General features: G+C 62.5%; 23 protein-coding genes, 1 tRNA gene and 1 pseudogene. 6 read left to right on the top strand and 19 right to left on the bottom strand.

Annotated elements, in window-relative coordinates:
- Positions 1–48 precede the first annotated feature (48 nt).
- On the bottom strand, positions 49–339 hold the full coding sequence (gene rpmB, locus LCM24_RS05975) for a 50S ribosomal protein L28 (protein ID WP_090476962.1): 291 nt from the start codon (positions 337–339) through the stop codon (positions 49–51).
- Positions 340–496: 157 nt separating this feature from the next.
- On the opposite strand from rpmB, the gene LCM24_RS05970 reads away from it, so the two are divergent.
- Positions 497–952, top strand: coding sequence for a nucleoside deaminase (locus tag LCM24_RS05970; RefSeq protein ID WP_224803162.1), 456 nt, complete (start codon positions 497–499; stop codon positions 950–952).
- Complete coding sequence (locus tag LCM24_RS05965; protein ID WP_224803161.1) at positions 949–1482, top strand: TPM domain-containing protein; 534 nt, start codon at positions 949–951, stop codon at positions 1480–1482. Before LCM24_RS05970 ends, LCM24_RS05965 begins: the two co-directional genes overlap by 4 nt.
- Positions 1483–1504: 22 nt before the next feature.
- Here LCM24_RS05965 and LCM24_RS13085 read toward each other — a convergent pair whose 3' ends face one another.
- From LCM24_RS13085 to LCM24_RS05940, 6 genes and pseudogenes are all read right to left on the bottom strand, one after another.
- Entirely contained in the window at positions 1505–1804 is a 300-nt protein-coding gene (locus tag LCM24_RS13085) for a hypothetical protein (RefSeq protein ID WP_318247364.1), read from the bottom strand.
- 9 nt (positions 1805–1813) lie between these two features.
- Positions 1814–2275, bottom strand: a pseudogene (locus LCM24_RS13080) (ribonuclease T2 family protein); the annotation flags it as partial.
- Positions 2205–2627 carry a hypothetical protein gene (locus tag LCM24_RS05955; protein ID WP_224803160.1) on the bottom strand — a complete coding sequence of 141 codons (423 nt, stop codon included), beginning with the start codon at positions 2625–2627 and terminating at the stop codon, positions 2205–2207. The gene LCM24_RS05955 and the pseudogene LCM24_RS13080, both read right to left, overlap by 71 nt.
- 38 nt (positions 2628–2665) lie before the next feature.
- On the bottom strand, positions 2666–3526 hold the full coding sequence (gene nadC, locus LCM24_RS05950; protein WP_224803159.1) for a carboxylating nicotinate-nucleotide diphosphorylase: 861 nt from the start codon (positions 3524–3526) through the stop codon (positions 2666–2668).
- Positions 3526–4320, bottom strand: a complete 795-nt coding sequence (locus LCM24_RS05945; protein ID WP_090476953.1) for a LytR/AlgR family response regulator transcription factor — start codon at positions 4318–4320, stop codon at positions 3526–3528. Before LCM24_RS05945 ends, nadC begins: the two co-directional genes overlap by 1 nt.
- Positions 4317–5534, bottom strand: a complete 1218-nt coding sequence (locus tag LCM24_RS05940; protein ID WP_224803158.1) for a sensor histidine kinase — start codon at positions 5532–5534, stop codon at positions 4317–4319. The genes LCM24_RS05945 and LCM24_RS05940 overlap by 4 nt, the downstream gene beginning before the upstream one ends.
- Positions 5535–5615: 81 nt before the next feature.
- Here LCM24_RS05940 and LCM24_RS05935 point away from each other — a divergent pair, with 81 nt between their 5' ends.
- On the top strand, positions 5616–6224 hold the full coding sequence (locus LCM24_RS05935) for an HD domain-containing protein (protein WP_224803157.1): 609 nt from the start codon (positions 5616–5618) through the stop codon (positions 6222–6224).
- Positions 6225–6227: 3 nt separating this feature from the next.
- Here LCM24_RS05935 and LCM24_RS05930 read toward each other — a convergent pair whose 3' ends face one another.
- The 9 genes from LCM24_RS05930 to LCM24_RS05890 form a co-directional block, all read right to left on the bottom strand.
- Positions 6228–6908: a DsbA family protein gene (locus LCM24_RS05930; RefSeq protein WP_224803156.1), complete on the bottom strand. Its 681-nt coding sequence runs from the start codon at positions 6906–6908 to the stop codon at positions 6228–6230.
- Between the two features lie 25 nt (positions 6909–6933).
- Positions 6934–8316, bottom strand: coding sequence for a M48 family metalloprotease (locus tag LCM24_RS05925; RefSeq protein WP_090476945.1), 1383 nt, complete (start codon positions 8314–8316; stop codon positions 6934–6936).
- An 11-nt stretch (positions 8317–8327) separates the two neighbouring features.
- A complete protein-coding gene (locus tag LCM24_RS05920) occupies positions 8328–9251 on the bottom strand; it encodes an alpha/beta hydrolase (protein ID WP_224803155.1) in 924 nt (307 codons plus the stop codon).
- Positions 9248–10351: an App1 family protein gene (locus LCM24_RS05915; RefSeq protein ID WP_224803154.1), complete on the bottom strand. Its 1104-nt coding sequence runs from the start codon at positions 10349–10351 to the stop codon at positions 9248–9250. The genes LCM24_RS05920 and LCM24_RS05915 overlap by 4 nt, the downstream gene beginning before the upstream one ends.
- A gap of 56 nt (positions 10352–10407) precedes the next feature.
- On the bottom strand, positions 10408–12435 hold the full coding sequence (locus tag LCM24_RS13115) for a hypothetical protein (protein ID WP_412093791.1): 2028 nt from the start codon (positions 12433–12435) through the stop codon (positions 10408–10410).
- 104 nt (positions 12436–12539) lie between these two features.
- The gene (locus tag LCM24_RS05905) at positions 12540–12995 is read right to left on the bottom strand and encodes a DUF2141 domain-containing protein (RefSeq protein ID WP_224803153.1); all 456 of its coding nucleotides are present in this window, start codon (positions 12993–12995) and stop codon (positions 12540–12542) included.
- Positions 12992–13708 (bottom strand): sterol desaturase family protein, encoded by a 717-nt coding sequence (locus LCM24_RS05900; RefSeq protein WP_224803152.1) that lies wholly within the window; start codon positions 13706–13708, stop codon positions 12992–12994. The genes LCM24_RS05905 and LCM24_RS05900 overlap by 4 nt, the downstream gene beginning before the upstream one ends.
- A gap of 49 nt (positions 13709–13757) precedes the next feature.
- The gene (locus tag LCM24_RS05895; RefSeq protein ID WP_224803151.1) at positions 13758–14261 is read right to left on the bottom strand and encodes an MmcB family DNA repair protein; all 504 of its coding nucleotides are present in this window, start codon (positions 14259–14261) and stop codon (positions 13758–13760) included.
- A gap of 49 nt (positions 14262–14310) precedes the next feature.
- Positions 14311–14709, bottom strand: a complete 399-nt coding sequence (locus LCM24_RS05890) for a hypothetical protein (protein ID WP_224803150.1) — start codon at positions 14707–14709, stop codon at positions 14311–14313.
- 127 nt (positions 14710–14836) lie between these two features.
- On the opposite strand from LCM24_RS05890, the gene LCM24_RS05885 reads away from it, so the two are divergent.
- The 3 genes from LCM24_RS05885 (at position 14837) to LCM24_RS05875 (ending at position 16916) form a co-directional block, all read left to right on the top strand.
- Positions 14837–14913, top strand: a tRNA-Arg gene (locus tag LCM24_RS05885).
- A gap of 87 nt (positions 14914–15000) precedes the next feature.
- Positions 15001–16023, top strand: coding sequence for a diacylglycerol/lipid kinase family protein (locus LCM24_RS05880; RefSeq protein WP_224803149.1), 1023 nt, complete (start codon positions 15001–15003; stop codon positions 16021–16023).
- A complete protein-coding gene (locus LCM24_RS05875) occupies positions 16020–16916 on the top strand; it encodes a hypothetical protein (protein WP_224803148.1) in 897 nt (298 codons plus the stop codon). Before LCM24_RS05880 ends, LCM24_RS05875 begins: the two co-directional genes overlap by 4 nt.
- Here LCM24_RS05875 and LCM24_RS05870 read toward each other — a convergent pair.
- The 3 genes from LCM24_RS05870 to LCM24_RS05860 all read right to left on the bottom strand — a co-directional run bounded on the left by LCM24_RS05870 (position 16907) and on the right by LCM24_RS05860 (position 21125).
- Positions 16907–17401, bottom strand: a complete 495-nt coding sequence (locus tag LCM24_RS05870) for a DUF2141 domain-containing protein (protein ID WP_224803147.1) — start codon at positions 17399–17401, stop codon at positions 16907–16909. The two genes, LCM24_RS05875 and LCM24_RS05870, sit on opposite strands and share 10 nt — an antisense overlap.
- A gap of 120 nt (positions 17402–17521) precedes the next feature.
- Positions 17522–19147, bottom strand: a complete 1626-nt coding sequence (locus tag LCM24_RS05865; protein ID WP_224803146.1) for an ABC transporter ATP-binding protein — start codon at positions 19145–19147, stop codon at positions 17522–17524.
- 88 nt (positions 19148–19235) lie between these two features.
- Positions 19236–21125, bottom strand: a complete 1890-nt coding sequence (locus LCM24_RS05860; protein WP_224803145.1) for an asparagine synthase-related protein — start codon at positions 21123–21125, stop codon at positions 19236–19238.
- Between the last annotated feature and the right edge of the window lie 10 nt (positions 21126–21135).

Here is a 21135-nt window from a genome sequence, read left to right as displayed (position 1 = left end):
CGCCTTTTCATATATCAAGCCCTGGAACGGCGCCGAAGCGCCATCGCCTTAAGCGGCTTCGGCGACAGCCTTCTTGAGCTCGCGCTTTACCTTGAGCGCGTTGGCCGAAAGCTTCTCGTCCTTGGTCTTCAGCAGCCAGTTGTCGAGACCGCCATTGTGTTCGACCGAACGCAGGCCCTGGGTCGAAACGCGGAACTTGAAGCTGCGATCGAGCTTTTCGCTCAGCAGCGTGACGTTCTGCAGGTTCGGCAGGAAGACGCGCTTGGTCTTGTTGTTGGCGTGGCTCACATTGTTGCCGACCTGGCGGCCCTTGCCGGTGAGTTCGCAAATACGCGACATGGTTCAGTCTCTTCGTTCGAATGGGCGGGCGAGTTCCCTTGACCGCTTTTGCGGGTGCGGGGCTCATAAATCCCGGAAAGCGGCGCGCATAGCGGCGAGGGTGCGAATCGTCAAGCACGTTGCGCCCCCGCAACCTGCGGGCTAGCGAGACGCTGGTATGACAGGCTGGACCCTTCCGCAACCGATGAAGCGCGCGCTCGAACTGGCAGAGGCCAGCGCAGCAGCGGGCGAAGTACCGGTAGGTGCGGTCATCACACGCGACGGCGAGATAATTGCCGAAGCGCACAACACGCCGCGCGAGACTTGCGATCCGACCGCCCACGCCGAAATCCTCGCGATTCGCCGTGCGGCAAAAGGGCTCGGCCAGGAACGCCTTTCCGACTGCGAATTATGGGTCACGCTGGAACCGTGTGCCATGTGCGCAGGTGCGATCGTGCACGCAAGGCTGGGCAAGGTTTACTACGGGGCGAGCGACCCCAAGGGCGGCGCGGTGGAACACGGCTCCAGGGTTTTCGAGCAGGAACAATGCCTGCACCGCCCCGAAGTCTATTCAGGGATTGGGGAAGCCAGGGCTGCCCGGATGCTGCGCGAATTCTTCAAGGCCCGCCGTTGAGGAGGCGCTTCTCCCATATAGTCTGTGCTCCGCTCCTTTTCGGCGCAGCACTGGTCGGATGCCTGGATCAATCGCAGGCCGATCCGGTTGCAGTGGAAGAAGCCCGTCCGGCCCCCTCGGTGGAACTGCTTGGGCCGGTTTCGGATCATGCCGATATTCTTGCGCCGGCAGCAGAGCAGGCAATCGCTCAGAAGCTCATCGACCTGGAGAAGGCCACCGGACACCAGTTTGTGGTCGTCACAGTTGTCAGTCTCGATGGGCGCGAGATTGCGGACTACACGACCGATCTGGGCAATGCGTGGGGTATCGGTCGTGCAGGTATCGACGATGGCGTCATCCTCCTGGTTGCTCCCAACGAACGCAGGGTGAGGATCGCCGTCGGCTACGGTCTCGAGAACGCGTTGCCGGACGAGTTCTGCTCAGCGGTGATCCAAAACTCGATCCTTCCGAATTTCAGGCAAGGCGATTATCTTGCGGGCATCGCTGCCGGGACCGATGCGCTAATCGCAAGGCTGAGAGAGCAAAGCTGACCGGTCGTCGTCTTCTTGTTTCTTACAGTCCCCGCCAAATCTTCGCTGCCTGCTTGTCCTTTGCGCCGTAACGCCGCGGATCGCAGGCTTCGGGCATGAAGCGCCTGTCGTAACAAAGCCGCAATTCCTCGAGCCATCCCTTGCGATCGAGGTGCACGCCCACAGCCTCGGAAAACCAGCCCGGATTGGCGTCTGCAAAGCGAGTGCGGATGGTGCCGGCGGTGAGGTCGTCCTCGCGGCTGATGCGCACGAAATCCGGCCAGCGCAGACCATCGTAGAGTATGCGCGTCACCTTGAAATAGGTCGCCGGGCGCCTTGTCATGCAACTGCCGTGCTTTTGCCACTGGCGGGCAAGGAGCGACGCATCGGGGCTCATGCAGAGATTGGGCCTCAGGACGTCGGTACTGACCGGCGTGCGCGCGCACCACTGGGGCCATGTACGCCCGCTGTTCGGCCATAGGCCGTGAACGGTGAAACCGAACCGGCCTTGCCTGCCGGAGCATTGCCGCGCGTGCCGTCTGTCATCCTCGCGAAAGCGGCAAAACTCCGGACTCCAGCTGAGCGCCAGGGTGTAGCCGGTGACAGGCAGGTTCCGCGCCCGTCCTTCGTCGCGAAGCTGCGGCGTCTGGACATTCGCGGGAATACGACATTGATAGGCCTGCGCCTGGGCGACACTGGAGAGGCCCAGCGAAACGACTCCCGAAGCTGCCAGTAAAGCGGCCTTAATCGCCCGAGCCTCGCTTCTGCGCGAACCAGGCCTTCGCTTCGGCGGTAAAGAGGAAATAGACGGCACCGACCGTCATGATCGTACTGATCCAGCTGATGATCACGTTGACCATTGGCGCTTCCCCGCCACTTCCCATCGCCGCCGCGTAGACGCCGTAGGCGGCGAAGAGAGCGAGCACGTATTTAACGAACTCGATCCGCAATTTGGACACCAGGAACCACAATGCCAGAGCGATGAAGATCCAGAACGCCAGGCCGGCAATCAGAAACCCTTGTCCCATCGGTGCAATACCTTGGGCAGCCAGTTCATCGTTGGAAATCTCAACCATGGTGTCGAAGACCAGCAATACGCCGAACAAGGACACGGCCAACGAGCCGAGATAAAGCAAATCGAACTTTTTGATCGCTGCAGGCTTCATCGCTTCCCCCTCACATTCTGGACGGGAATGCACCTGAATTACAGCGGGGTAAAGTCCAGACCGATGTCTGCCGCAGGTGCGCTCTGGGTGAGCCTGCCGACAGATACGTAGTCGACACCTGTGGCGGCTTTTGCCTTGATCGTGGCAAGATTGATGCCGCCACTGGCCTCGGTCGGGACCCGGCCCGCCACCAGCTCAACGGCTTCGCGCAACGTCGGTGGCTCCATGTTGTCGAGCAAGAGCCGCGTGGCCCCGGCTTTGAGCGCTGGTTCGATCTGGTCGATACGGTCGACTTCGCAGATGATGTCCTCGACGCCCGCCTCGACCGCGCGGCGAACCGCCTCGCCGACGCTGCCCGCGACGAGCACGTGGTTGTCCTTGATCATTGCCGCGTCCCACAGGCCCATGCGGTGGTTCGCCCCTCCGCCCATGCGGACCGCGTATTTCTCGAGATGGCGCAGGCCGGGAATGGTCTTGCGGGTGTCGAGCAGGGTGCAGTCGGGATTGTCCATCGTCGCGACATATTGCGCGACCATGGTGGCGATGCCCGACAGGTGCTGAACGGTGTTGAGTGCGCTGCGCTCTGCCGTCAGCATGGCGCGCGCATTGCCTTCGAGGCGCATCAGGTCGGTCCCGGCCGGAACGCTGGCGCCTTCTTCGACCAGCAACTCGATCGTCATGTCCTTGTCGAGCGCGCGGAAGAAAGCTTCCGCCACCGGAAGGCCCGCGACGCGGATGTCATCGCGCGTGTCCATTACGCCGGAGAAGCGCGCGTCTGCGGGAATTACGCTTTCGCTGGTTACGTCATGCCCGCCGCCCGGAAGGCCCTGGCCCAAATCCTCTGCGAGCGTCTCGCGCACGAAGGCAGCGAGGTCGAATCCGTCTAAGGTGAAGCCCATCAGTGGACGAAGCGTGCCACGACGTCGCGATAGGAACGCGAAACTTTCACTTCCGCGCCGCTATCCAGCACCAGGAAGCATTCGCCGTTCGTATGCGGCTTCACCTGGCGCACCTGGTCCAGATTGACGATGGTCGAGCGGTGCACGCGCTGGAACTTTCGCGGATCCAGGCGGCGTTCGAGGTCCTTCATCGTTTCACGCAGGATAAGCGAATTATCGCCGGTATAGATGCACATGTAGTCGCCGGCAGCCTCGATATGCTCGATCGTCTCGACTTCGACACGGAAGATCTGGCCGCGGTCCTTCACGTTGATAAGTTTCTCGTAACGGCCGGCAGCTTCGGCATCTTCCTCGCTCGTCTCGACCGCTTCGGGTGCGACTTCGGAAAGGACGCCGCGCAGGCGATCAGCTTCGTCGGAAGACTTCTTTTCGGCCAGGCGCTGGCGGACGCGCTCGATGGTGTCGGCGAGCTTGTCCTCGTCGACCGGCTTCATCAGGTAGTTGACCGCATTCGCCTCGAAGGCGCGGATGGCATGTTCCTGGAAGGCGGTGACGAACACGAACAGCGGCGGTTCGATTTCCATGACTCCCTGGACGACGGAAAAGCCGTCGAAGCCCGGCATCTGGATGTCGAGGAAGACGAGGTCCGGTTTCAGCGTCTTGATCGCGCGGATCGCCTCACGCCCGTTCTGGCAGGTTTCGATGATCTCAACGTCATCGAACGGTTCGAGGCGTAGCTGAAGCCCCTGGATTGCGAGCTTCTCGTCGTCGACGAGGATCGTGCGAATAGTCATGGCTTGGTACTTACCTTCTGGGGGGCAGACGGGGGATTAACGGCCAAGGCAGTGGCTTGTTTCTCGGCCAATGTCCCCTGCGCTGCGGCAGGCGGCTCTTCCTCGTCGGCGAGTTCGTGCGGAATTTCGATCAGCACGGTGAATCCGCCCGATTCGGGTGAGCGGATTTCGAAACGGTGGTCGTCGCCATAGGCCTGCGCCAGGCGATCGCGAATATTGGCGAGACCCACGCCCGTGGAATCGCGGCGTTTGTGCGTGGCCATTACGGCGGGGAGGTCGTCTGCGATCCCTCCGACGTCGACGCCGGGCCCGGTATCAGACACCGTAATCCTCAGGCGCGGCCCGACGATCTGCGCGAGCAGCGAGATTTCGGCACCGTCCTCCTTGGGGCTGACACCGTATTTGATCGCATTTTCGATCAGCGGCTGCAGCAACATGGACGGGACCTGAGCCTTGGCGGCCCTGTCTTCGATCCTGAAATTAGTGCGCAGGCGGTCCTCGAACCGCATTTTCTCGATGCTGAGGTAGAGCTGCAGCGTCTCCGCCTCCTGTGCGACGCTCACCTTGCCGCCCGGCTGGGTGACGAGCGTGTGCCGCAGGAAGCTGGAAAGACGGGTCAGCATCGCATTCGCCGGCTCGGTCTGCTTGAGCAGGACCAGCGTGCTGATCGAATTGAGAGTGTTGAACAGGAAATGCGGATTAAGCTGATACCGCAGCATGGCCAGCTGTGCGCTGGTGGCCTGGGCCTCGAGGCGCTCCAGACGGTCGGATTGCTCCTCCACCTGAAGGAAGAAATTGATCGCGTAGTAGAGCGCCGACCAGGCCCCGAGGAGTGTAAGGTCGAAGAAGTAGATGCCCACGAACAGGCTGACGAAACTGCCACTTGAAGACGTGCCCGCGACTTCCAGGACCCAGCTGTCGATGAAGGCATAAATGCCTGTCGCGAACATCAGGACAACCGCGGTGCTGCCCCATGTCACCAGCGGCCTTTGCGCGATCAGGTAATTGTACACGACGGAAAGGATCAGGCTGAGCGAAAAGCCCGTGATCGTCGCAATCAGGATAATGACGAGGCGCTCTGCCGGCTGGTCGTTCGCCACGGCAGACATGACGCGCAGCATTGTCGCCCCGCCCCAGCCTAGCAGCTGGAGGTTCCAGAACGCCTGGTTCTTGTTCGCGAAGAACGGCGTAGGGCTAAAGGGCAACACGGCCATCGTGAGGCTTCCCTAGCCCAATTGCCGCGCCCTGCGCCAGTCGCTAGGATATATGCCAAGAAAGCACTTGGGAGAGAGCCGATGAACAAACCGGAAAACCTGACCCACTCGATGGAGGAGCGCGCCAAGTTCCGCGAAATGAAGGAAGGCACGCAGGAAGACTGGGCGATCATCGGTGCGGAATATATGGCTTTTGCCAAGGACTTGCCCGACCGTGTGCTCGATCACCTCAAGCTGCTCGACGGCGATTTCGGCGGATTTCCGGTCTGCCGCCTCGAACATTCGCTGCAAACCGCGACTCGCGCGCATCGCGACGGACGCGACGAGCAATATGTCGTGATGGCGCTGCTCCACGATATCGGCGACACGCTGGGCAGCTACAACCACCCGGAAGTCGCGGCCTCGATCATCAAGCCCTTCGTGACCGAGGAAATCCACTGGATCTGCCAGAACCACGGTGCTTTCCAGGGCTATTACTATTTCCATCACCTCGGCATGGATCGCAATGTACGCGACAAGTTCCAGGACAGCCCGCATTACCAGGCCTGTGCTGAATTCTGCGAGAAGTACGACCAGGCGGCCTTCGATCCCGATTACGAAAGCGAACCGCTGGAATTCTTCGAGCCGATGGTGCGCCGTGTGATGGCGAAGCCGCTTGCCTCGATGTACGCCAAGGCGATCGAGGAATAGGGCCTAGCTGCCGATCGCTTTCGCCAGCTGGTCGTAGCCGACCGCGCCTTCGAATGCCTTGTCGCCGGTCACCCAGCTGGGTGTTCCGGAAAAGCCAAGCTGCTGGGCTAGCGCCTGGTTGCGTGCAAGTTCTGCCGTGACCTCTTCCGATGCGCCGTATTCCTGGGCCGCCTCGAGATCGAGACCTGCTTCGCGCGCCGCCGCCATCACGTTGTCGGGCGCGGTCGATCCCATCGCGAACATTGCGTGATAGAACGCGTCGAACTTGCCCTGTTTCGCTGCAGCCAGCGCCATGCGTGCAGGAACGTCACTGCCCTGGAACAGCGGAAGTTCGCGGATGACGACGCGTAGCTCGGGATCGTCGGCGACGAGGCGGTCGATATCTTCGGTGCTGATCCTGCAATAGCCGCAGGCATAATCGGTGAACTTCACCAGCGTGCGCGAACCTTTCGGATTGCCGAGAACGGCGCCGGGGAACGGCTTTGTCACTTCGCTGGAAATCGAGGCCAGCGAATCGCGCGATTGTTGCTCCTGGTAGGCGTTTGCCATCGCGGGAAGGATGTCGGGGTTGGCGACGAGGTACTCGCGGGTCTGGGAATTGCCTAAGCCGGTGAACGAGAAGAGCGCTGCGCCTGCGAACCCGAACACCAGCGCAATCAGCGCTGTTACAAAATGCCGTGCCATCGTCCTATTCCCCGTTCCTGCTACCCTATCGCCGCCTGCGGCAGCTCCGGTCCTTGCTCATTTCGCACTGCTGTTCGAGCAATGCCCGTGCCTGCATGCCGATATCCTGCGCCCGCAACCAGTCGGGTGATCCGACAGGCAAACCTGCTTCCGCCGCCTGTGCGCTGCGCATCGCGAGTGCATATTCGCGCTTCATGACTTGCTGTTCCGCACTGGCCAGTCGCGCGCGGGGCATGTCGCCCCGCGCGGCATAAACGACCCCGAGTTGGTACCATGCGAAGGGATTGTAGCGATCACGACCCACCGACGCGCGCAGCACACGCTCCGCCTCTTCGTAGTTCGTTTCGTCCTCGGTAGCGATCAGCGCATGGCCGAAGAGCGATGCGATAAGGGGTTCGGCGCGACTTAGCGTGGTGGCTTCGCGAAGGTACGTAAGTGCCTCGTCCGGGCGGCCCGATTCCAGGAGGACCTGGCCTTTCAGTTCGAGGAAGTAAGGGTCGGCAGGTGCGCGCTCGATCAGCAGATCGGCGGTTCCGAGCGCGCGCTCCATCTTGGCCTGCTTGTGATAGGCATAGGCGCGCGCGACCAGTGCGGGTGTGGATGTGTCGCTTTCCGGATAGTCGCGCAGGGTGTGCTCGGGTTTCGCGACATAGCCCATGAGCTTGGCCTTCACCCGCTGGAAACGCGCTTCGAGCGCCGGGTCGCTCGGCTTGTTCCAGGCGGGATCCTTTTCATAGGTGCCGCGCAGGGTCGAGATGCGGTCGCCCGAAAGGGGGTGCGTACGCCAGAAGCCTGCTTCCTCGTCCTGGCTGAAGCCCCGCCGCATCTCCATGTTCAGCAGCTTGCCGAAGAAGGACAGCGAGCCGCGACCGGAAATGCCTGCGCGCGACAGATATTCGGCACCCGCCGCATCGGCGCTCGCTTCCTGTGTGCGGGTGAACGAGAGAACGGAGCTGAGCGCGGCGCTCTGCCCGGCCATCATCAGGCCCATTGCAGCATCGGTCGAACCGGCAAGCGCTGCGCCGATGCCGGCAAGCATGGAGAGCAGCGAGATATTGCCCGCCTTGGCATAACCTTCACCGATGCGGTTGATGTGGCCGCCGGTAATATGGCCCAGTTCGTGAGCGATCACGCCCTGCACTTCGTTTGCGCTGTCGGCAGCGTCTATCAGGCCACTGTGGAGGTAGATCGCCTGGCCGCCCGCAACGAAGGCGTTGAGGCTCGGATCGTTGATCAGGACCATCTCGACATTGCCAGGCTCGAGGCCTGCGGCTTCGACCAAGGGAGCGGCAATCTCGTCGAGGAACGCTTCCGTCTCCGCATCGCGCAGAACCGATTGTGCGGCCAGCGGCTGGGCCGCCAGGACAAGAAGCGCGACAAGGGCGAAAAGGTGGGAAAGCAGGCGCATCGGCACCCCTCTTACGGGGTTTTGGCCTGAACCGGAACTGAAAGCGCCGCGTTCCGATCGAGGAAGCTGATGACCGTATCGATGACTTCCGGGTCGCGCCGCCAGGGATTGGCGAGGGCAAGCAGCGGGTCATTATGCGTCATGGCCGGCATGAAGAGTGTCTGCACGTCTGCCCCGCCTTCCTCCAGCGCAGCGGCAAGGGCGCGGGTATTGCGCGGCTTGACGAGGCTGTCCTGTTCCCCGTGCACCAGCAGCATGGGAGGGGCATCGCTGCGCACGTGGTTTATTGGCTGGCTTTCCGCGCCCACACCGACAGAGCCGAAGGCGGCCCGGGTGGAATCGCTGTCATAGGGATAGAAATCGTAAGGCCCCGCTAGTCCGACCACGCCGCGGATCGCCGCACGCGGAACGCCAGCTTCTGCCAGCCAGCGTTCTTCCAAAGCGACCTGCGCAACATTGTACGCTCCCGCCGAGTGACCGGAAAGCAGGATGCGATCGGGGTCGCCGCCATAGGTCGCGATGTTCTCATGGACCCACGCCGTCACGGCTGCGGTGTCCTGAAGCATCGCCGGATAGCGGCCATTGTCGCGCAGGCGATATCCGCCCAGCACCACGACGAACCCTTCCGGAGCAATATTCCGGGCGACGAAGCCATAGTCGTCAGGATCGCCGTTGCGCCAACTGCCGCCGTGGATGAAAATCAGGACCGGCAGGGCCTTGCTCGCGGACGGGTCGCCATACACGAGGAGTTTCTGGCGCTTGTCGTCGCCCAGGTTTTGCTGGTGCAGCAGCTGGACTGCGGTCTTGCCGCCGGAAATCCGATCCACCGCGTCGAGGACGGCAGGACCGTTGCGATTGATTGCGATCAGGACCGCGCCGCCGGCGATCAGGGCGCACCCGATCGCCACGCCCACTATCAACATCACCGTCTTCACGCCGCCTCCGTTTCGCCCTTGCCGACCGACTTGACGATATTCTGTGCTTCATCGTCCTCGAGCAATCCGATCGAGGCGAGGAACTTGCGCCCTTCCTCGTACCCCTCACCGAGCCAGAGGGGGATATTCGCGGACTTCAACGATTGCTTCGCCGCCAATTCTTCCGGGCTCATCGCTTCACCGACCTTGCGGATGAAGACCGCCCTGACCCTGCCCGGATTGCTGGCCGCTACATCGGCAAAAGCGGTTAGGTCACCCTGGCTGTCGTCGCCGATGAGCGCGAACTTCATTCCAGGATAGGTCGCCAGGATGCCGTCGATTGCCGCACGCTTGTGAGCGCCGTGGCTCGAGGATCCAAATGTCGCGCGGTTGAGACCCCAGTCGCGCAACATGATCGGGCCAAGCGGCAAACTGCGGCCCTTCATGTAGGTCACGAGATAGGAAAACAGGTTCCACGGGCTCGACGACACGTAGAAGAACGGGCGCCGCGATGCCCGCTGGTGTTCGCCGGCGTGCCCATCCTGCCCGTGATGGTCCTGTCCGCCGCCCAAGGCGTTGTAGAACACGTCGGCGCCGGGAACGAGGATGCGCTCCTCCGGCATCTGCATGAGCACACGCCGCCAATTACGCATCACCGCGCGGAAATTCCCGGTGATCCCCGTCTCGATGATCGTATCGTCGATATCCGAGATAAAGCCCAGTGAAGTGCTCTTGCCCGGCGCAAGCACGTGTCCGTCGAGGCAATGTTCGCCTTCGCCGTTGGACCAGTGGAAGCTGACCGTCTCCCATTCCGGCTCTTCGCCATAGGGCCACTCGCCCTCCAGCCTGATGTCGAAATGGACGAAGCCTTCCTTGTCGGTCACGCCCTGGTGCCGCTGCGATTGCTGGCCTGGAGCGGCGATCTCGAGTTGGACCGGCAGGCCCTCCACTTCATGGCTGGCAAACTGCCCCATCATGGTGCGCATCGCCCGCCATTTTCCCGACTTCGCAAAGCTGCTGTCGCGCGAGCGCAAGGCGCGGGCGGTGATGAACAGCCGCTCCTCGTTGCGATAGCCGAAATAGGGCTGGATCCGGACGGGTGCGGTGGGGAAAAATGGCATGGGCCGCAGCGCTAGCGCGTGCGGCCCATCCATCTCAAGCACTTATTCGGGAAGGTTCACTTCGCCAGCAGTTTGCGGGCCGCCTTTTCCAGCAGCACACGATCTTCTTCCACCTCGCCGATGACAACCAGTTCACCCGTCTCGGTACGACGTACCATGACGAGGGCGAATTCGGGGCCTTCCGCGTCGATATCTCCAAGCTGAGCAGGCTCGATCGCGCGCAGCTTCTTCGCCAGCGTTTCGCGGATGCCCGTGCCATCGTCCTCGACCGGCTTGCCCTGTTCTTCCTTGCGGGCACGGCGCTCTGCCTGGACGACGCCCTTGAGGCCGCCTTCTGCCTCGCGCAGGAATTCGGCCAGATGGCCGCGTTCGATGCCGACACGGTGCGCATGGGTCAGCACGGCTGCATATTCGGTCAGGCGCGTCTTGTCGTAATCGGCGCCGAAAACCAGCTTCACGATCGGCGTCATCGGCGCGCGATCCTGCACGGTCAGGCCATTGTCGGCGATGATTTCGCCGAAGTCCTCGGGCGAGTTCTGCGCCTCGAGGCTGAAATCGTAGGCAAGGCCGACCGCTGCATAAAGTGCCTTGCGGCTGCGGTCTTCGGTGCTCTGCGCGGCCTGCGCCAGCTCACGCGCCGCGGCCAGGCAATCGTACAGGCCTTCGGGTGCAACCGCTTCGGCCGCAGCGATGACGGCAGCGTCTTCCGCAGCTTCCACCACGATTGGGTCATCATCGGTCGGAACGGGCAGTTCCTCGACATCCGCACCCGCAACGGACGCCGGCTCTTCCTCGATCGCTTCGTCGAGCTCGAGCGGCGCGGAGCTGTCGTCAGAATCGCCGACCGGCTCTACTGATTCAGCCACCTCTTCTTCCGCCACCTCTGGCGCTTCGAACGGTTGATGCGCTGCGATCTCGAAGGGTTCGGCCGGTTCTTCCGGCTCATAGGCCTGCGGAATGGGAGATGATTCCGGACCGCTCGCGGCGCTGATCGTGCTGAGGTCGACGGTCTTCTTGTCACGTTCGCCGCGGCTCACCAATGACATGAGGCTGCTGCCGGCGTTCTCGTCGGCAAGCGGATCCACGACGTCTTCGACGTCTTCGTCTTCAATCTCTTCGTCGTCCCAGTCCGGCAGCCCGTAGTCGGCCGCAGTCTTCATGCCGCTATCGAAATCGCTGTCGTCCATGTCGGCATCTTCGCTACCCGGATCAGGTGCAAGGCTGCCGAGCGGATTGCCCAGGGCATCGACGCCGCGTTCCTTGCGGGCCGGCAGGTCCTCCGCTTCCGTTTCGCCGAAGCTCGGAGCCGGCAGCGCCTCTTCGATATCCTCTTCGATATCCTCTTCGACGACTTCGGCGGTGCCGAGATCGAAAACATCGTCTTCCTGGTCCCAGTCGCCATCGTCCTCTGTGGACAGGTTTTCAGCCGGTTGCGTCAGGTCGAGGACATCGTCGATATCGCTGTCGTCACTCTCTTCGAGATCGTCTTCGCCAGCCAGCGCCTGGTCGATCTGCAACAGCAATTCGTCGGCAGTCTTGGCGTCGGCCAATTCCTTCCAGTTGATCACACCGAAAATGAAGTCGATGCTTTCATTATTGCTGGAGTACGGAAGCAGGATGCCGCGGTACAGGATCGTTACGCCGCGCTGATTGACGAATTCCGCTTCGAAACCGATCGGCGCCTCGTTGGCGATGATCTGCATGTAATGATCGGTAATCCGGCTCAGCAGCGAACGTGGCGGCACATCTTCGAGATGGGTCAATTCGCCATCGACGTCGCACTCCTGGCGCAATTCGTCACCGACGAAGCGCACAGCCGGGTTCTCAACCCCGCTCGTGAAATCGAGCAGCACCGAATAAGGACCGAAATCGTCGAGCAATTCCGGTTCGAGATCTTCGATATCGGGATAATTGGCATCGCCGAGCAGGCTGGCCCAGTGATTGTAGGCGCGCACCTGCATGCGGCGCTCGTCCTGGCCGACCGGCGAGGGCGGCGGATCGAGATCGACGCCGTCCTCCTCGACGAAATCGTCGAGATGGTCCTGTGCGTCCTGCGCGTCAAATGCGCCGCCAAACCTGTCCATCGCTTAAAAGCCCCCGAATGCGAGTTGCGGTATTCGAGACAGGCTATGAGGCAGGTGTAGTAAAAATAGGGTTAAGGTTAATGCCGGTTAGGCTGCGCGCATCATCACAGCAGATAGCGCATCTTGATGGTCAGCTCGCGGTCGCTCGTTCCCATGTCGAATGCAGCGTCGCGAAACTTCGGCGGACCCATGCGAACCGGCGCATCGCGCGAAAAACCGAAGCCTTCCTTCGGCATCATGCCCAGGACACGATCGGCCTTGCCGTTGGAGTTTTCGTCGTGGAGCAGGGCGATTGCATAGCGGCCGGGCTTCACTCCATCGAACGTGAAGGTCACTCCGCTCTCGCGAGCGTTCACACTCGCAGCGTGGATGCTGGCGGTGTCCTTGCAATCGGGAAAATCGCTTTGTGCAGTCGTCATGCAGGCGCGCAGGAGACCCTTGTCGTTGCGCAGGTCCGTGACTTTCACCGTAACGCGCACCCCGGTATCCTTCGCGGGCGGCGGTGCGCCCGCACCAAGCGCCAGTGCGCAAAGCGGCAGCACCGCAAACCGGGCTTTCATACGCGTTCGCTCAGACCGCGATCGGTCTTGCACAGCCGGTCCCAGAACCGGAAGTAGAGGCCGTAATTGCATCGATACTCTTCATGATGACGCTGGTGATGGCTGGCGGTTATCAGCCAGCCTCCCAACCGGGAATGAACGAGGCGGCGGGGAAACATCTCCCACCCCATGTGATTGGTGACGCCCATGATCGTCATCACGGCCAGGACGAGGCCAAGCATCGCGATGTGGATCGGGATGACGAAGACGAGCGCGGGAATGACGACGGCACCGGTGAGCGCTTCCCACGGATGGAAGCTCATGGCCGCCCAAGCGGTCGGGGGGCGGCTGGCGTGATGCACCGCGTGCATGGTGCGAAACAGGCGCGGGCGATGCATCCACCGATGCGTCCAGTAGAACCAGGTGTCGTGCAGCGCGAGATAGGCCAGCGGAGCGACGGGCAGATACCAAAGGGGCATTGCGTCCCACTGCGTATAGATCTGCGTCCAACCGCGTTCCTGCCAGCCCCAGGCAACTATCCCCGCAGGAATGCCATAGATCGCCGCCGACACGAGCGACCATGAAATTTCGCGCCGTATCTGTGGTCCAAGCCGGTCGTGGTAGCCCGGACGCCGGAAACGCGTCGCGAGCGCGAACACTCCGCTCGAGGCGAAGTATCGCACGGCAATGATCGCCGTCATGGCCAAGGCCGAAAAGAAAATGGCGTCCCACATGATCCCGCGCGCATTATGCCGCAGGATGCGTTAAAAAAAAGCCGAGAACTTACTCTGCGTTGCCCCAGGGCGCGCAGTGTGGATCGCCGGCAACGGTCATGCGCCGCATTGCGGCCCGGGCGAGGCGCTCCACCTCCACCTTGCGGCGGGCGGCTGCCAGCGGCTGGAGCGGGGCCGGTCGGACTATTTCACCGTCATAGCCATCGGCAAGGATGATGCCGCAGCAATCCGGGCGATAGTCATCCCCCTCAAGCACGGACCTGTCGAGCCCGGGCGGCAGGCCCCAGTAGAAGCGGTCGCAAAAATCGAGATAATCGGGCCACTTGCCATCGCCGAGCAGGTCGCCGCGCTGGACCTTGATCTCCACGATCACTACGCGGCCCTTGTTGTCGAGCCCCATGAGGTCGGCCCTGCGCCCATTGCGCAGCGGCACTTCGGGAATCAGCCAAACATCGTTGCGTGCAAAGAGCCGGGCGATGCCGCGTGCCACGTCGACAGCGGTTTCGGAGCCAGTTGCGCGCTCTGCAGATTCGATGACGGGGGAATCACTCATACCCCCGAGATGGAACAGAATGGGAACGCGGTCAAGCGCGAGGGAGTGCTCAGCTATCGGGAGCGAGGGCGATGATCGCATCGCGCGAGGCATGGAATTCCCGCCACAGGGTGAGCGCTGCGCTGGTGGTGTCCCGGCCGCCGGCGCTTAGGGCCAGCAGCGCGCGCAGGCCAGGCTGCATCACTGCTGCAAGGTCGTCCACTCCCCGAAGGACCATGTCGTACTGATAGCCCCCTATGGCAGCCGCTCGGCGGGGCAGGCCGGTCACGGCTTCGCTTTCTTCGGGGCGGCCAAGCTGGGCGAGCACGCCGATCGCCGCGGCGGCCTCGTGCACTGCATCCCATTGTGCCGCCAAATTGGTCTGGTCGCGCGCAGTGGGCGCATGGCGATCCAGCGGCGGAAGCATGGTCGCGTTCGAAAGGTCGAATTCATGGCTGAGCGCGTTCATGGACACGATGTGTAAGGCGGCGGCGATTGCCAAATCACTAACGCCCCGCGCTGCCGGGGAGGAAATTTCTCTGGCAGGGCGCCAGCGGCCTTGCTAAGCGCCCGCTTCGCCCAGGCGGCAAGGCCAGGCACCCGTAGCTCAGCTGGATAGAGCGCTGCCCTCCGAAGGCAGAGGCCACAGGTTCGAATCCTGTCGGGTGCGCCACTTGCTTCGGGCGTTTCTCCCACCCTCGCATTGCAGGCCGGACAGCGCTGCACTATCGAGAGGGTTCCTCTTCCACGGCGAACCGCAATGGAGCGCACCATTCACAACCATCGGACAGCGCCTGAGGCAGGCACGCGAACGCCCGGCAGCGAGCCGCCGTTCGTGGCCGCCAAGCCGCGGATAGCGATGGTCCATAACCCCCGCTCGCATCGCAACAAGGGCAGGCAGGCTGAGAATGTGGAAGGCGTCGACATCACTGTCGTCCAGCCGCGGACGAAGGACGAATTGTCGGAGGCGCTGGCGCAGCTCCGCGACGACGGTGTCGAATTTCTTATCATCAATGGCGGCGACGGCACAATCCGCGATGTGCTGACCATGGGCCAGGTCGTGTTCGGCGAGAACTGGCCGACACTGGCCGTCCTGCCCCGCGGCAAGACCAACGCGCTCAATGTCGATTTGGGCGCTCCATCGGACTGGAGCCTATCGGCGGCAGTCGAGGCATTTCGTTCGGGCAAGCGGGTGCAGCGCCGCGCTCTCACCGTCGCCGGCGAGGGCAGCGATGAACTCCCGATGCTGGGTTTCATCTTCGGCGCGGGCGCATTCACGCTGGGCATCGAGGCCGGGCAGGATGCGCACCGGATCGGATTTTTCGATTCCCTTGCGGTAGGGGCCACTGCCGCCTGGGGCGTGCTGCAGGTTCTCTTCGGCAGCAATGCGAACCGGTGGCGCCGCGGTACTGCAATGCAGCTCGCCTACGAGCCATCGGGCGAAGCGATGCCGCATTCAACGCATGGGGATCCCGGACGCAGGCATATCATGCTGGCCACCACGCTTCAGCGAATGCCGATGGGAATCCAGTTGTTCGCAAAGAACCAGTCGCCGATCCGGCTCGCGATCCTCGACCGGCCACGGAGGCGTATTTTCGCTTCGCTCCCGGCCATCCTTTCAGGTTGGCATCCCGCCTGGCTTGCCCCGGCCGGCCTCCATCAGATCAATGCAGAAGCTTTCTCGATCGAGCTCGAGGCGCCATTCATTCTCGACGGCGAGCATTTTTCGGCAGGCCGATACCATATCGGCCAGGGCCCCGAACTGACCTTCGTGACCGCGTGACCGGAACGCTGGGCCAGCGCATCGAAACCTCGCTCGATGCCGGGGTCCGCGATGAAGTGTCCGCTTATGCGGCCATGCTCGCCGAAGAGGCGGGTGCGCACGCCGTGCTATTCTACGGCTCCAACCTGCGCACAGGTTCGCTCGAAGGCGTGCTGGATTTCTATGTCCTGCTTCCGGGTGCGCAGGCCGAGCGAATCTGGCCGCGCGTCAGCTACCGCGAATGGGAACATGGCGGGGAGGTATTGCGCGCCAAGATCGCGACCATGTCGCTCGAACAGTTCGCCTCAGCTGCCAGCGGCAAGAGCCGTGACACCACGATCTGGACCCGCTTCGTCCAGCCAAGTGCGCTGGTGTTTGCCGAGGGCCAAAATGCGCGCGGCGAGGTCCTGAATGCCATCGAGGCTGCGGCGATGACGGCCGCACGTTTTGCGGCCGCGCTGGGACCGCACGAAGGCAGGGCGGAAGATTTCTGGCGCGCCCTTTTCCAGGCAACCTACAGGGCAGAGTTCCGCGTCGAAAAGCCGGGCCGCGAGGATTCAATCCTGTCGGTAAATGAAGCGCATTTCGATGGGCTGTTGCCTCTTGCATGGTCAGCGCAGGGCATCGCTTTCGAACGCAATGCAGCGTTGTTGAAGCCGCACTTGCCGGATCGGGAGAAAACGGAAATCCTGCGGCAGTGGCGAAAGCGGGAGCGGCTGGGCAAAGCCCTCAATATCCTGCGCCTTGCCAAGGCTACGACAACCTTCGACGGCGCGGCACGCTATGGTGCGTGGAAATTGGAACGCCACACCGGCATCGCACTTGAAGTGACGCCGTTTCGCGAGAAGCATCCGCTCCTGGCGATGCCGGGCGCGGCATGGGAATTGTGGCGCGCAAGGCGCGCTCAGCGATAACGCATCCGGATCGAGATCGATTCCACGCCCTCGCCTACCGTGAAGGCGACCTTCTTGTAGCTGGGTTTGCCCAGATTGAAGATGTTGAGGCTGGGATTGTTCGACATCGCGCCGCCATCGGCGAAGATATCGGTCTTGCCATTGCCATTGATATCGTGACGCACGGCGATGCCATAGGTCCCCGGGGTCGCTATCGGCATGCAGAAACGCATCGTGCCCGCCTTGGCAGGAACTTCCATGCGAGTGAGCCATCGTCCCGTCTCAAGCCAGTCCGCCTTGGTTGCGCGGTACGACTGGATGCGCAAAGTGCCCTTGCTTTCCTTGATGTCGGTTACGCTCACCCAGACCCCCGGCTTTCCGCTCTGGCAGCGGGCAGGGTCATGTTTGATTTCTTGGCCATACCCGCCTTGGGCAAAGGCAGAAGGGGCGATCGCAGCCAATGCGATCGCGGCAGAGCCTGCGAGGGCAAAAGGTTTGAAAGTCATGAAAAGCCCCGTGAATTACCAACTAGAATCGAGAAGGCGCCTCATGCGCATGTCTCAAAGGTTGGGATACTGGATAGCAGAACGCGCTGAATTACGCCTGAATTGCCGCTCGTCGACCTGTTAAGGTGCCACCACTCGGCCACGCTCCAGCCGGATCACCTGGTCGGCAAGCTCGGGAAGGATGCCGCGATGGGCGATCGCGATGACGGTGGTCTTCCGTGTCATGTGACGCAGCGCCTCGGCGATCGCTTTCTCGCTGGCACTGTCGAGTGCGCTGGTCGCTTCGTCGAGAATGATCAGGTCGGGTGAGCGAAGGAGAGCCCGTGCGAGGGCAATTCGCTGTTTCTCGCCACCCGAAAGCTCTCGTCCGGTGGCTCCGACCGGGCAATCGAGCCCACCAGGAAGATCCCTGACAAACCCTGCGTGCGCGTCCTCCAGCGCGGCCCACATCCGATCATCGGTAGCCTTGGCATCGGCGAACCGCAGATTGTCGCGAATGGTCCCTCCGAAAATCACGGGTTCCTGCTGCACATAGGCCGTCCGGCTGCGCCAGCTGCGCAGCTTAGCGCCCTCCAGAGATTCCCCATCTATCGCTACGGTACCGGTATCGGGGAACGTCAGGCCAGAACAGATATCGGCCAGCGTGCTCTTGCCCGAACCGGATGGTCCGCAAATCGCCATCAGGCAATTTGCCGGAAGGTCCAAGTTGATCCCCTCAAGTGCGCCTTCCCGACCTGCAAATCTAACACCGACATCGCGCAAGCTGAGGACGGTTCTGAAATTCGGAGCCGGGGCAGTCGCGCCTGCGTCGGCGTGAGCCTGCGAGGCCTCGATGAACCTTCGCGCATTGTCGAAAGCCGGCGCAGCATGCGCCCAGCCTTGCGCGTGGGCCTGCACCTGGCCGATCAGCGGTAGCGCGCGCACGAAGATGGCAGCGAGGGTAAGTACTGTCGGCAGCGGAATGGACAGTTTCGCCACCGCCGCCCAGATTGCGAGCGCCGCCACAATGGCGCCGCCGATTTGCAGGATCGCCTGGGCCAGCGCATTCGATCCGACATAGGCGCGCTCGGTCCTGCGCAGGCCGGAAAATCCTTGTTTGAGGAGGCTTGCGTGCTCCTTCTCCTTCTCGAAGCTCTTGATGACGCGCAAGCCGCGCATCGTCTTGGAAAGAGTTGCGTGGATCGCGTCATGCCTTTCCGAAAGGTCTTCCCCGATCGCGCGCGCCCTTCGCCGGACAGGAGCAAACAGCAGATAGGTCAGAAGCGCGCCCGCGGCCGCGACAAGGGCCGCCGGTGGAGAGACGACGAGCGCCGCTGCCAAGAGGGCGGCGAGCGCGAGTGTCAGTCGGACAAGGCTGGCGAGCATTTCCACTGCATAGGCGCAGCGGTCGATATCACTGACCAGGAGAGCCTCGGCTTCGCCCTCGCGCAATCCCGAAAGCCAGCGCCAGCGCGCACTCAGCATGCCTTGCACGGCCTTCATGCGCAGGCTGTCGACCAGCGCGCGCGAAAGATCCTGTACGCTCAAGGCCCGCCAAACTTCTGCTCCAGCCCGAAGTGCGACGAGTGTGACGAAGAGTGCCAGGAGGACCGGCAACTGTAGCTCTAGCCCGGCTGGGAGAATGGAAGCCTGCCCGGTGGTCGCATCGAGAGAAGCGAGCAGCGGGACGAGCAGGACGAAACCCGCGCCCTCGGATGCGGCTGAAACGAACGATGCGAGGACCAGGCTAAGGGTGCCTCGCCGCATTGCGGGCTGCCTCATTTGCCTGAATGTCTCGCGCAGTGCCATCGTCACGCCTCTATGCTCCGGCGCGCGCGCAGGTCAAAGCCGGCTCTCATAGGTCGTTTCGATTCTCGAGATGGCCGATGAAGCGCGCGGCGAGTATGGCGCGCGGCAATGCCAGTATGCGGGGCCAGTCCGTTTCGATATCGTGGCCGGGATGCTCCGGCCACTCGTCGATCAAGGCTAGCAGCCTATCTATGTCCAGGATTTCGCCCAAGAAGGGGTGTGTCCTCGCAAATTCGATGACGCGCCGCATTTCCTCGCGCTCGGGGGTCATCCGGGCATGCCAGTCGATATTGTGAAGACCATGCTTGCGGTTCGTGCGGATTGCCTCGGGAAGCCTGCCAATGCCCATGAGGCGAGCGAGCCGACGCTCCTCGCCATCCCACGCGAAGGCCTTGGCCGGGAGGGAGAGGCAGAATTCGATCAGCGGGCGATAGGCCGTAACGTCGCGCTTGCGCACACCATAAAGCTGCTCGAATGCCAGATCGACATCGAAGGCTGGGCCGTCTGCATCCCGCAATTCTCGCTCGACCGCCTCCCTGCGGCTGCGATCGAAAGTGAGATCGCTCCATGCCGAGCTGGTGCTTCTCATCTCCGCTCTCGCAGCCTGTCGCTTTCGCGCGTCGCTCGATAGCGGCGTGAGCAAGGCGACCATGTCCGCGCGGCCGGGATGGACGAGTGTACGAAGCGCACGCCGGATAGTCCGGGGCAGACGGGGCAGGACGGTCAGCGCCATGAACTTTCGCGACAAGCTGCGGCTGTCGCCGGGTCGGTTCTTCAGCAGCCGTACCAATTGCCCCAGTTTCCCGGGGGTTGCATATTCGCAATAGGCATAGCGACCATCGTCGCTGATCGTCGGATTCCCCATGTCCGCTGTCAGCAGGCTGTCGCATCCCAGCTCGCGCGCCTTGCGATATACACCGTGATACATGCCGACATTCGCGAGGCCAGGGGCGAAGACCTCTGATGCGGCGAACACTTCCCTCGCACCACGATCTGGAGGGCCGATGTCGCTATCGGCTACGTGCCAATCGATTTGCGGGTAGTGGGCGACCAGCGTTCTGGCCAGGTCGCTTTCGTCCCCCATAGCCCCTTCAGGCGCGGTTCCGTCCCAGCGGGCATCCGGCACGAAGGTAATCGCCGCCAGGCGCCGATGTTTCGGCAAGGCTTGCAAAAGCGACGTTGCAACCAGAGGAGAGTCCAGCCCGCCGGATAATGTGACCGCGGGCTTTCGTGCCCATTCCAGGGACTTTCTCGCAGCCTCGTCCAGTAGCTCGCGCGCCCGCTCGACGGCGGCATTTTCATCGTAAGTTTCTTCGCTGACAGGCGGGGGCAGGCAGTACCAGCGGCGAGTGCGATGCTGCGCCGCCGCGACGGTTACAGTCGCGCCAAGCGGCACCATGCGGATGCCCTTGTACCACGCCTCTTCCTCGCCCGACCGCCAATCGTAGGCGAGCTCGTCGACCACTCTTTCGAAGTCCGGCTCCCGGGGAGCGTCTGCCGCGAACAGGGCCCGTAAAAGGGGCGATGCAACGCAGCGTTGCTCTGTTGCATGGTAATAGATGGGCGGCGCGCTCCAGGGCGAGCGAGACAGGCGCAGTGCACCGTCGGGAAGGCGTGAAATCGCGGCATAACAGCCGATCATCAACTCATCCGCCTGATCGCCCAATTCTGGCAGTGCCGCTGAATACAGGACAGCCGGATTTTCGGGCGCGACTGACAGTTGCTCCGCCAGCTCCCGGGCATTGTCGATCCAGCCGGAGAAGGCCGTCTCGACGCCATGCGCGCTGCCGATCGAATCTCGCGTCGATGCGGCGAGAAACAGGCTGTCCTTTCGAAGGATTTGCGGTGCGGCCCTGTCGTAGAGAACAAGCGCATCCACCACCGATCTTGCGTGGGGAGGTTGCGCCCCCGACCAGTCGACAATTCCAGCGATCATTCCGATCGAC

It is taken from the genome of Qipengyuania aquimaris (assembly GCF_020171965.1).
Lineage (GTDB): Bacteria > Pseudomonadota > Alphaproteobacteria > Sphingomonadales > Sphingomonadaceae > Qipengyuania > Qipengyuania aquimaris_A.
This window is presented reverse-complemented; position numbering and strand designations above follow the sequence as displayed.

Excerpts from the sequence above, each read along its gene's own strand:
- rpmB (WP_090476962.1), bottom strand. The coding sequence starts at position 339 with ATGTCGCGTATTTGCGAACTCACCGGCAAGGGCCGCCAGGTCGGCAAC.
- LCM24_RS05970 (WP_224803162.1), top strand. The coding sequence starts at position 497 with ATGACAGGCTGGACCCTTCCGCAACCGATGAAGCGCGCGCTCGAACTG.
- LCM24_RS13085 (WP_318247364.1), bottom strand. The coding sequence starts at position 1,804 with ATGACAAGGCGCCCGGCGACCTATTTCAAGGTGACGCGCATACTCTAC.
- LCM24_RS05955 (WP_224803160.1), bottom strand. The coding sequence starts at position 2,627 with ATGAAGCCTGCAGCGATCAAAAAGTTCGATTTGCTTTATCTCGGCTCG.
- nadC (WP_224803159.1), bottom strand. The coding sequence starts at position 3,526 with ATGGGCTTCACCTTAGACGGATTCGACCTCGCTGCCTTCGTGCGCGAG.
- LCM24_RS05945 (WP_090476953.1), bottom strand. The coding sequence starts at position 4,320 with ATGACTATTCGCACGATCCTCGTCGACGACGAGAAGCTCGCAATCCAG.
- LCM24_RS05940 (WP_224803158.1), bottom strand. The coding sequence starts at position 5,534 with ATGGCCGTGTTGCCCTTTAGCCCTACGCCGTTCTTCGCGAACAAGAAC.
- LCM24_RS05935 (WP_224803157.1), top strand. The coding sequence starts at position 5,616 with ATGAACAAACCGGAAAACCTGACCCACTCGATGGAGGAGCGCGCCAAG.
- LCM24_RS05930 (WP_224803156.1), bottom strand. The coding sequence starts at position 6,908 with ATGGCACGGCATTTTGTAACAGCGCTGATTGCGCTGGTGTTCGGGTTC.
- LCM24_RS05925 (WP_090476945.1), bottom strand. The coding sequence starts at position 8,316 with ATGCGCCTGCTTTCCCACCTTTTCGCCCTTGTCGCGCTTCTTGTCCTG.
- LCM24_RS05915 (WP_224803154.1), bottom strand. The coding sequence starts at position 10,351 with ATGCCATTTTTCCCCACCGCACCCGTCCGGATCCAGCCCTATTTCGGC.
- LCM24_RS13115 (WP_412093791.1), bottom strand. The coding sequence starts at position 12,435 with ATGGACAGGTTTGGCGGCGCATTTGACGCGCAGGACGCACAGGACCAT.
- LCM24_RS05905 (WP_224803153.1), bottom strand. The coding sequence starts at position 12,995 with ATGAAAGCCCGGTTTGCGGTGCTGCCGCTTTGCGCACTGGCGCTTGGT.
- LCM24_RS05900 (WP_224803152.1), bottom strand. The coding sequence starts at position 13,708 with ATGTGGGACGCCATTTTCTTTTCGGCCTTGGCCATGACGGCGATCATT.
- LCM24_RS05895 (WP_224803151.1), bottom strand. The coding sequence starts at position 14,261 with ATGAGTGATTCCCCCGTCATCGAATCTGCAGAGCGCGCAACTGGCTCC.
- LCM24_RS05890 (WP_224803150.1), bottom strand. The coding sequence starts at position 14,709 with ATGAACGCGCTCAGCCATGAATTCGACCTTTCGAACGCGACCATGCTT.
- LCM24_RS05880 (WP_224803149.1), top strand. The coding sequence starts at position 15,001 with ATGGAGCGCACCATTCACAACCATCGGACAGCGCCTGAGGCAGGCACG.
- LCM24_RS05870 (WP_224803147.1), bottom strand. The coding sequence starts at position 17,401 with ATGACTTTCAAACCTTTTGCCCTCGCAGGCTCTGCCGCGATCGCATTG.
- LCM24_RS05865 (WP_224803146.1), bottom strand. The coding sequence starts at position 19,147 with ATGCGGCGAGGCACCCTTAGCCTGGTCCTCGCATCGTTCGTTTCAGCC.
- LCM24_RS05860 (WP_224803145.1), bottom strand. The coding sequence starts at position 21,125 with ATGATCGCTGGAATTGTCGACTGGTCGGGGGCGCAACCTCCCCACGCA.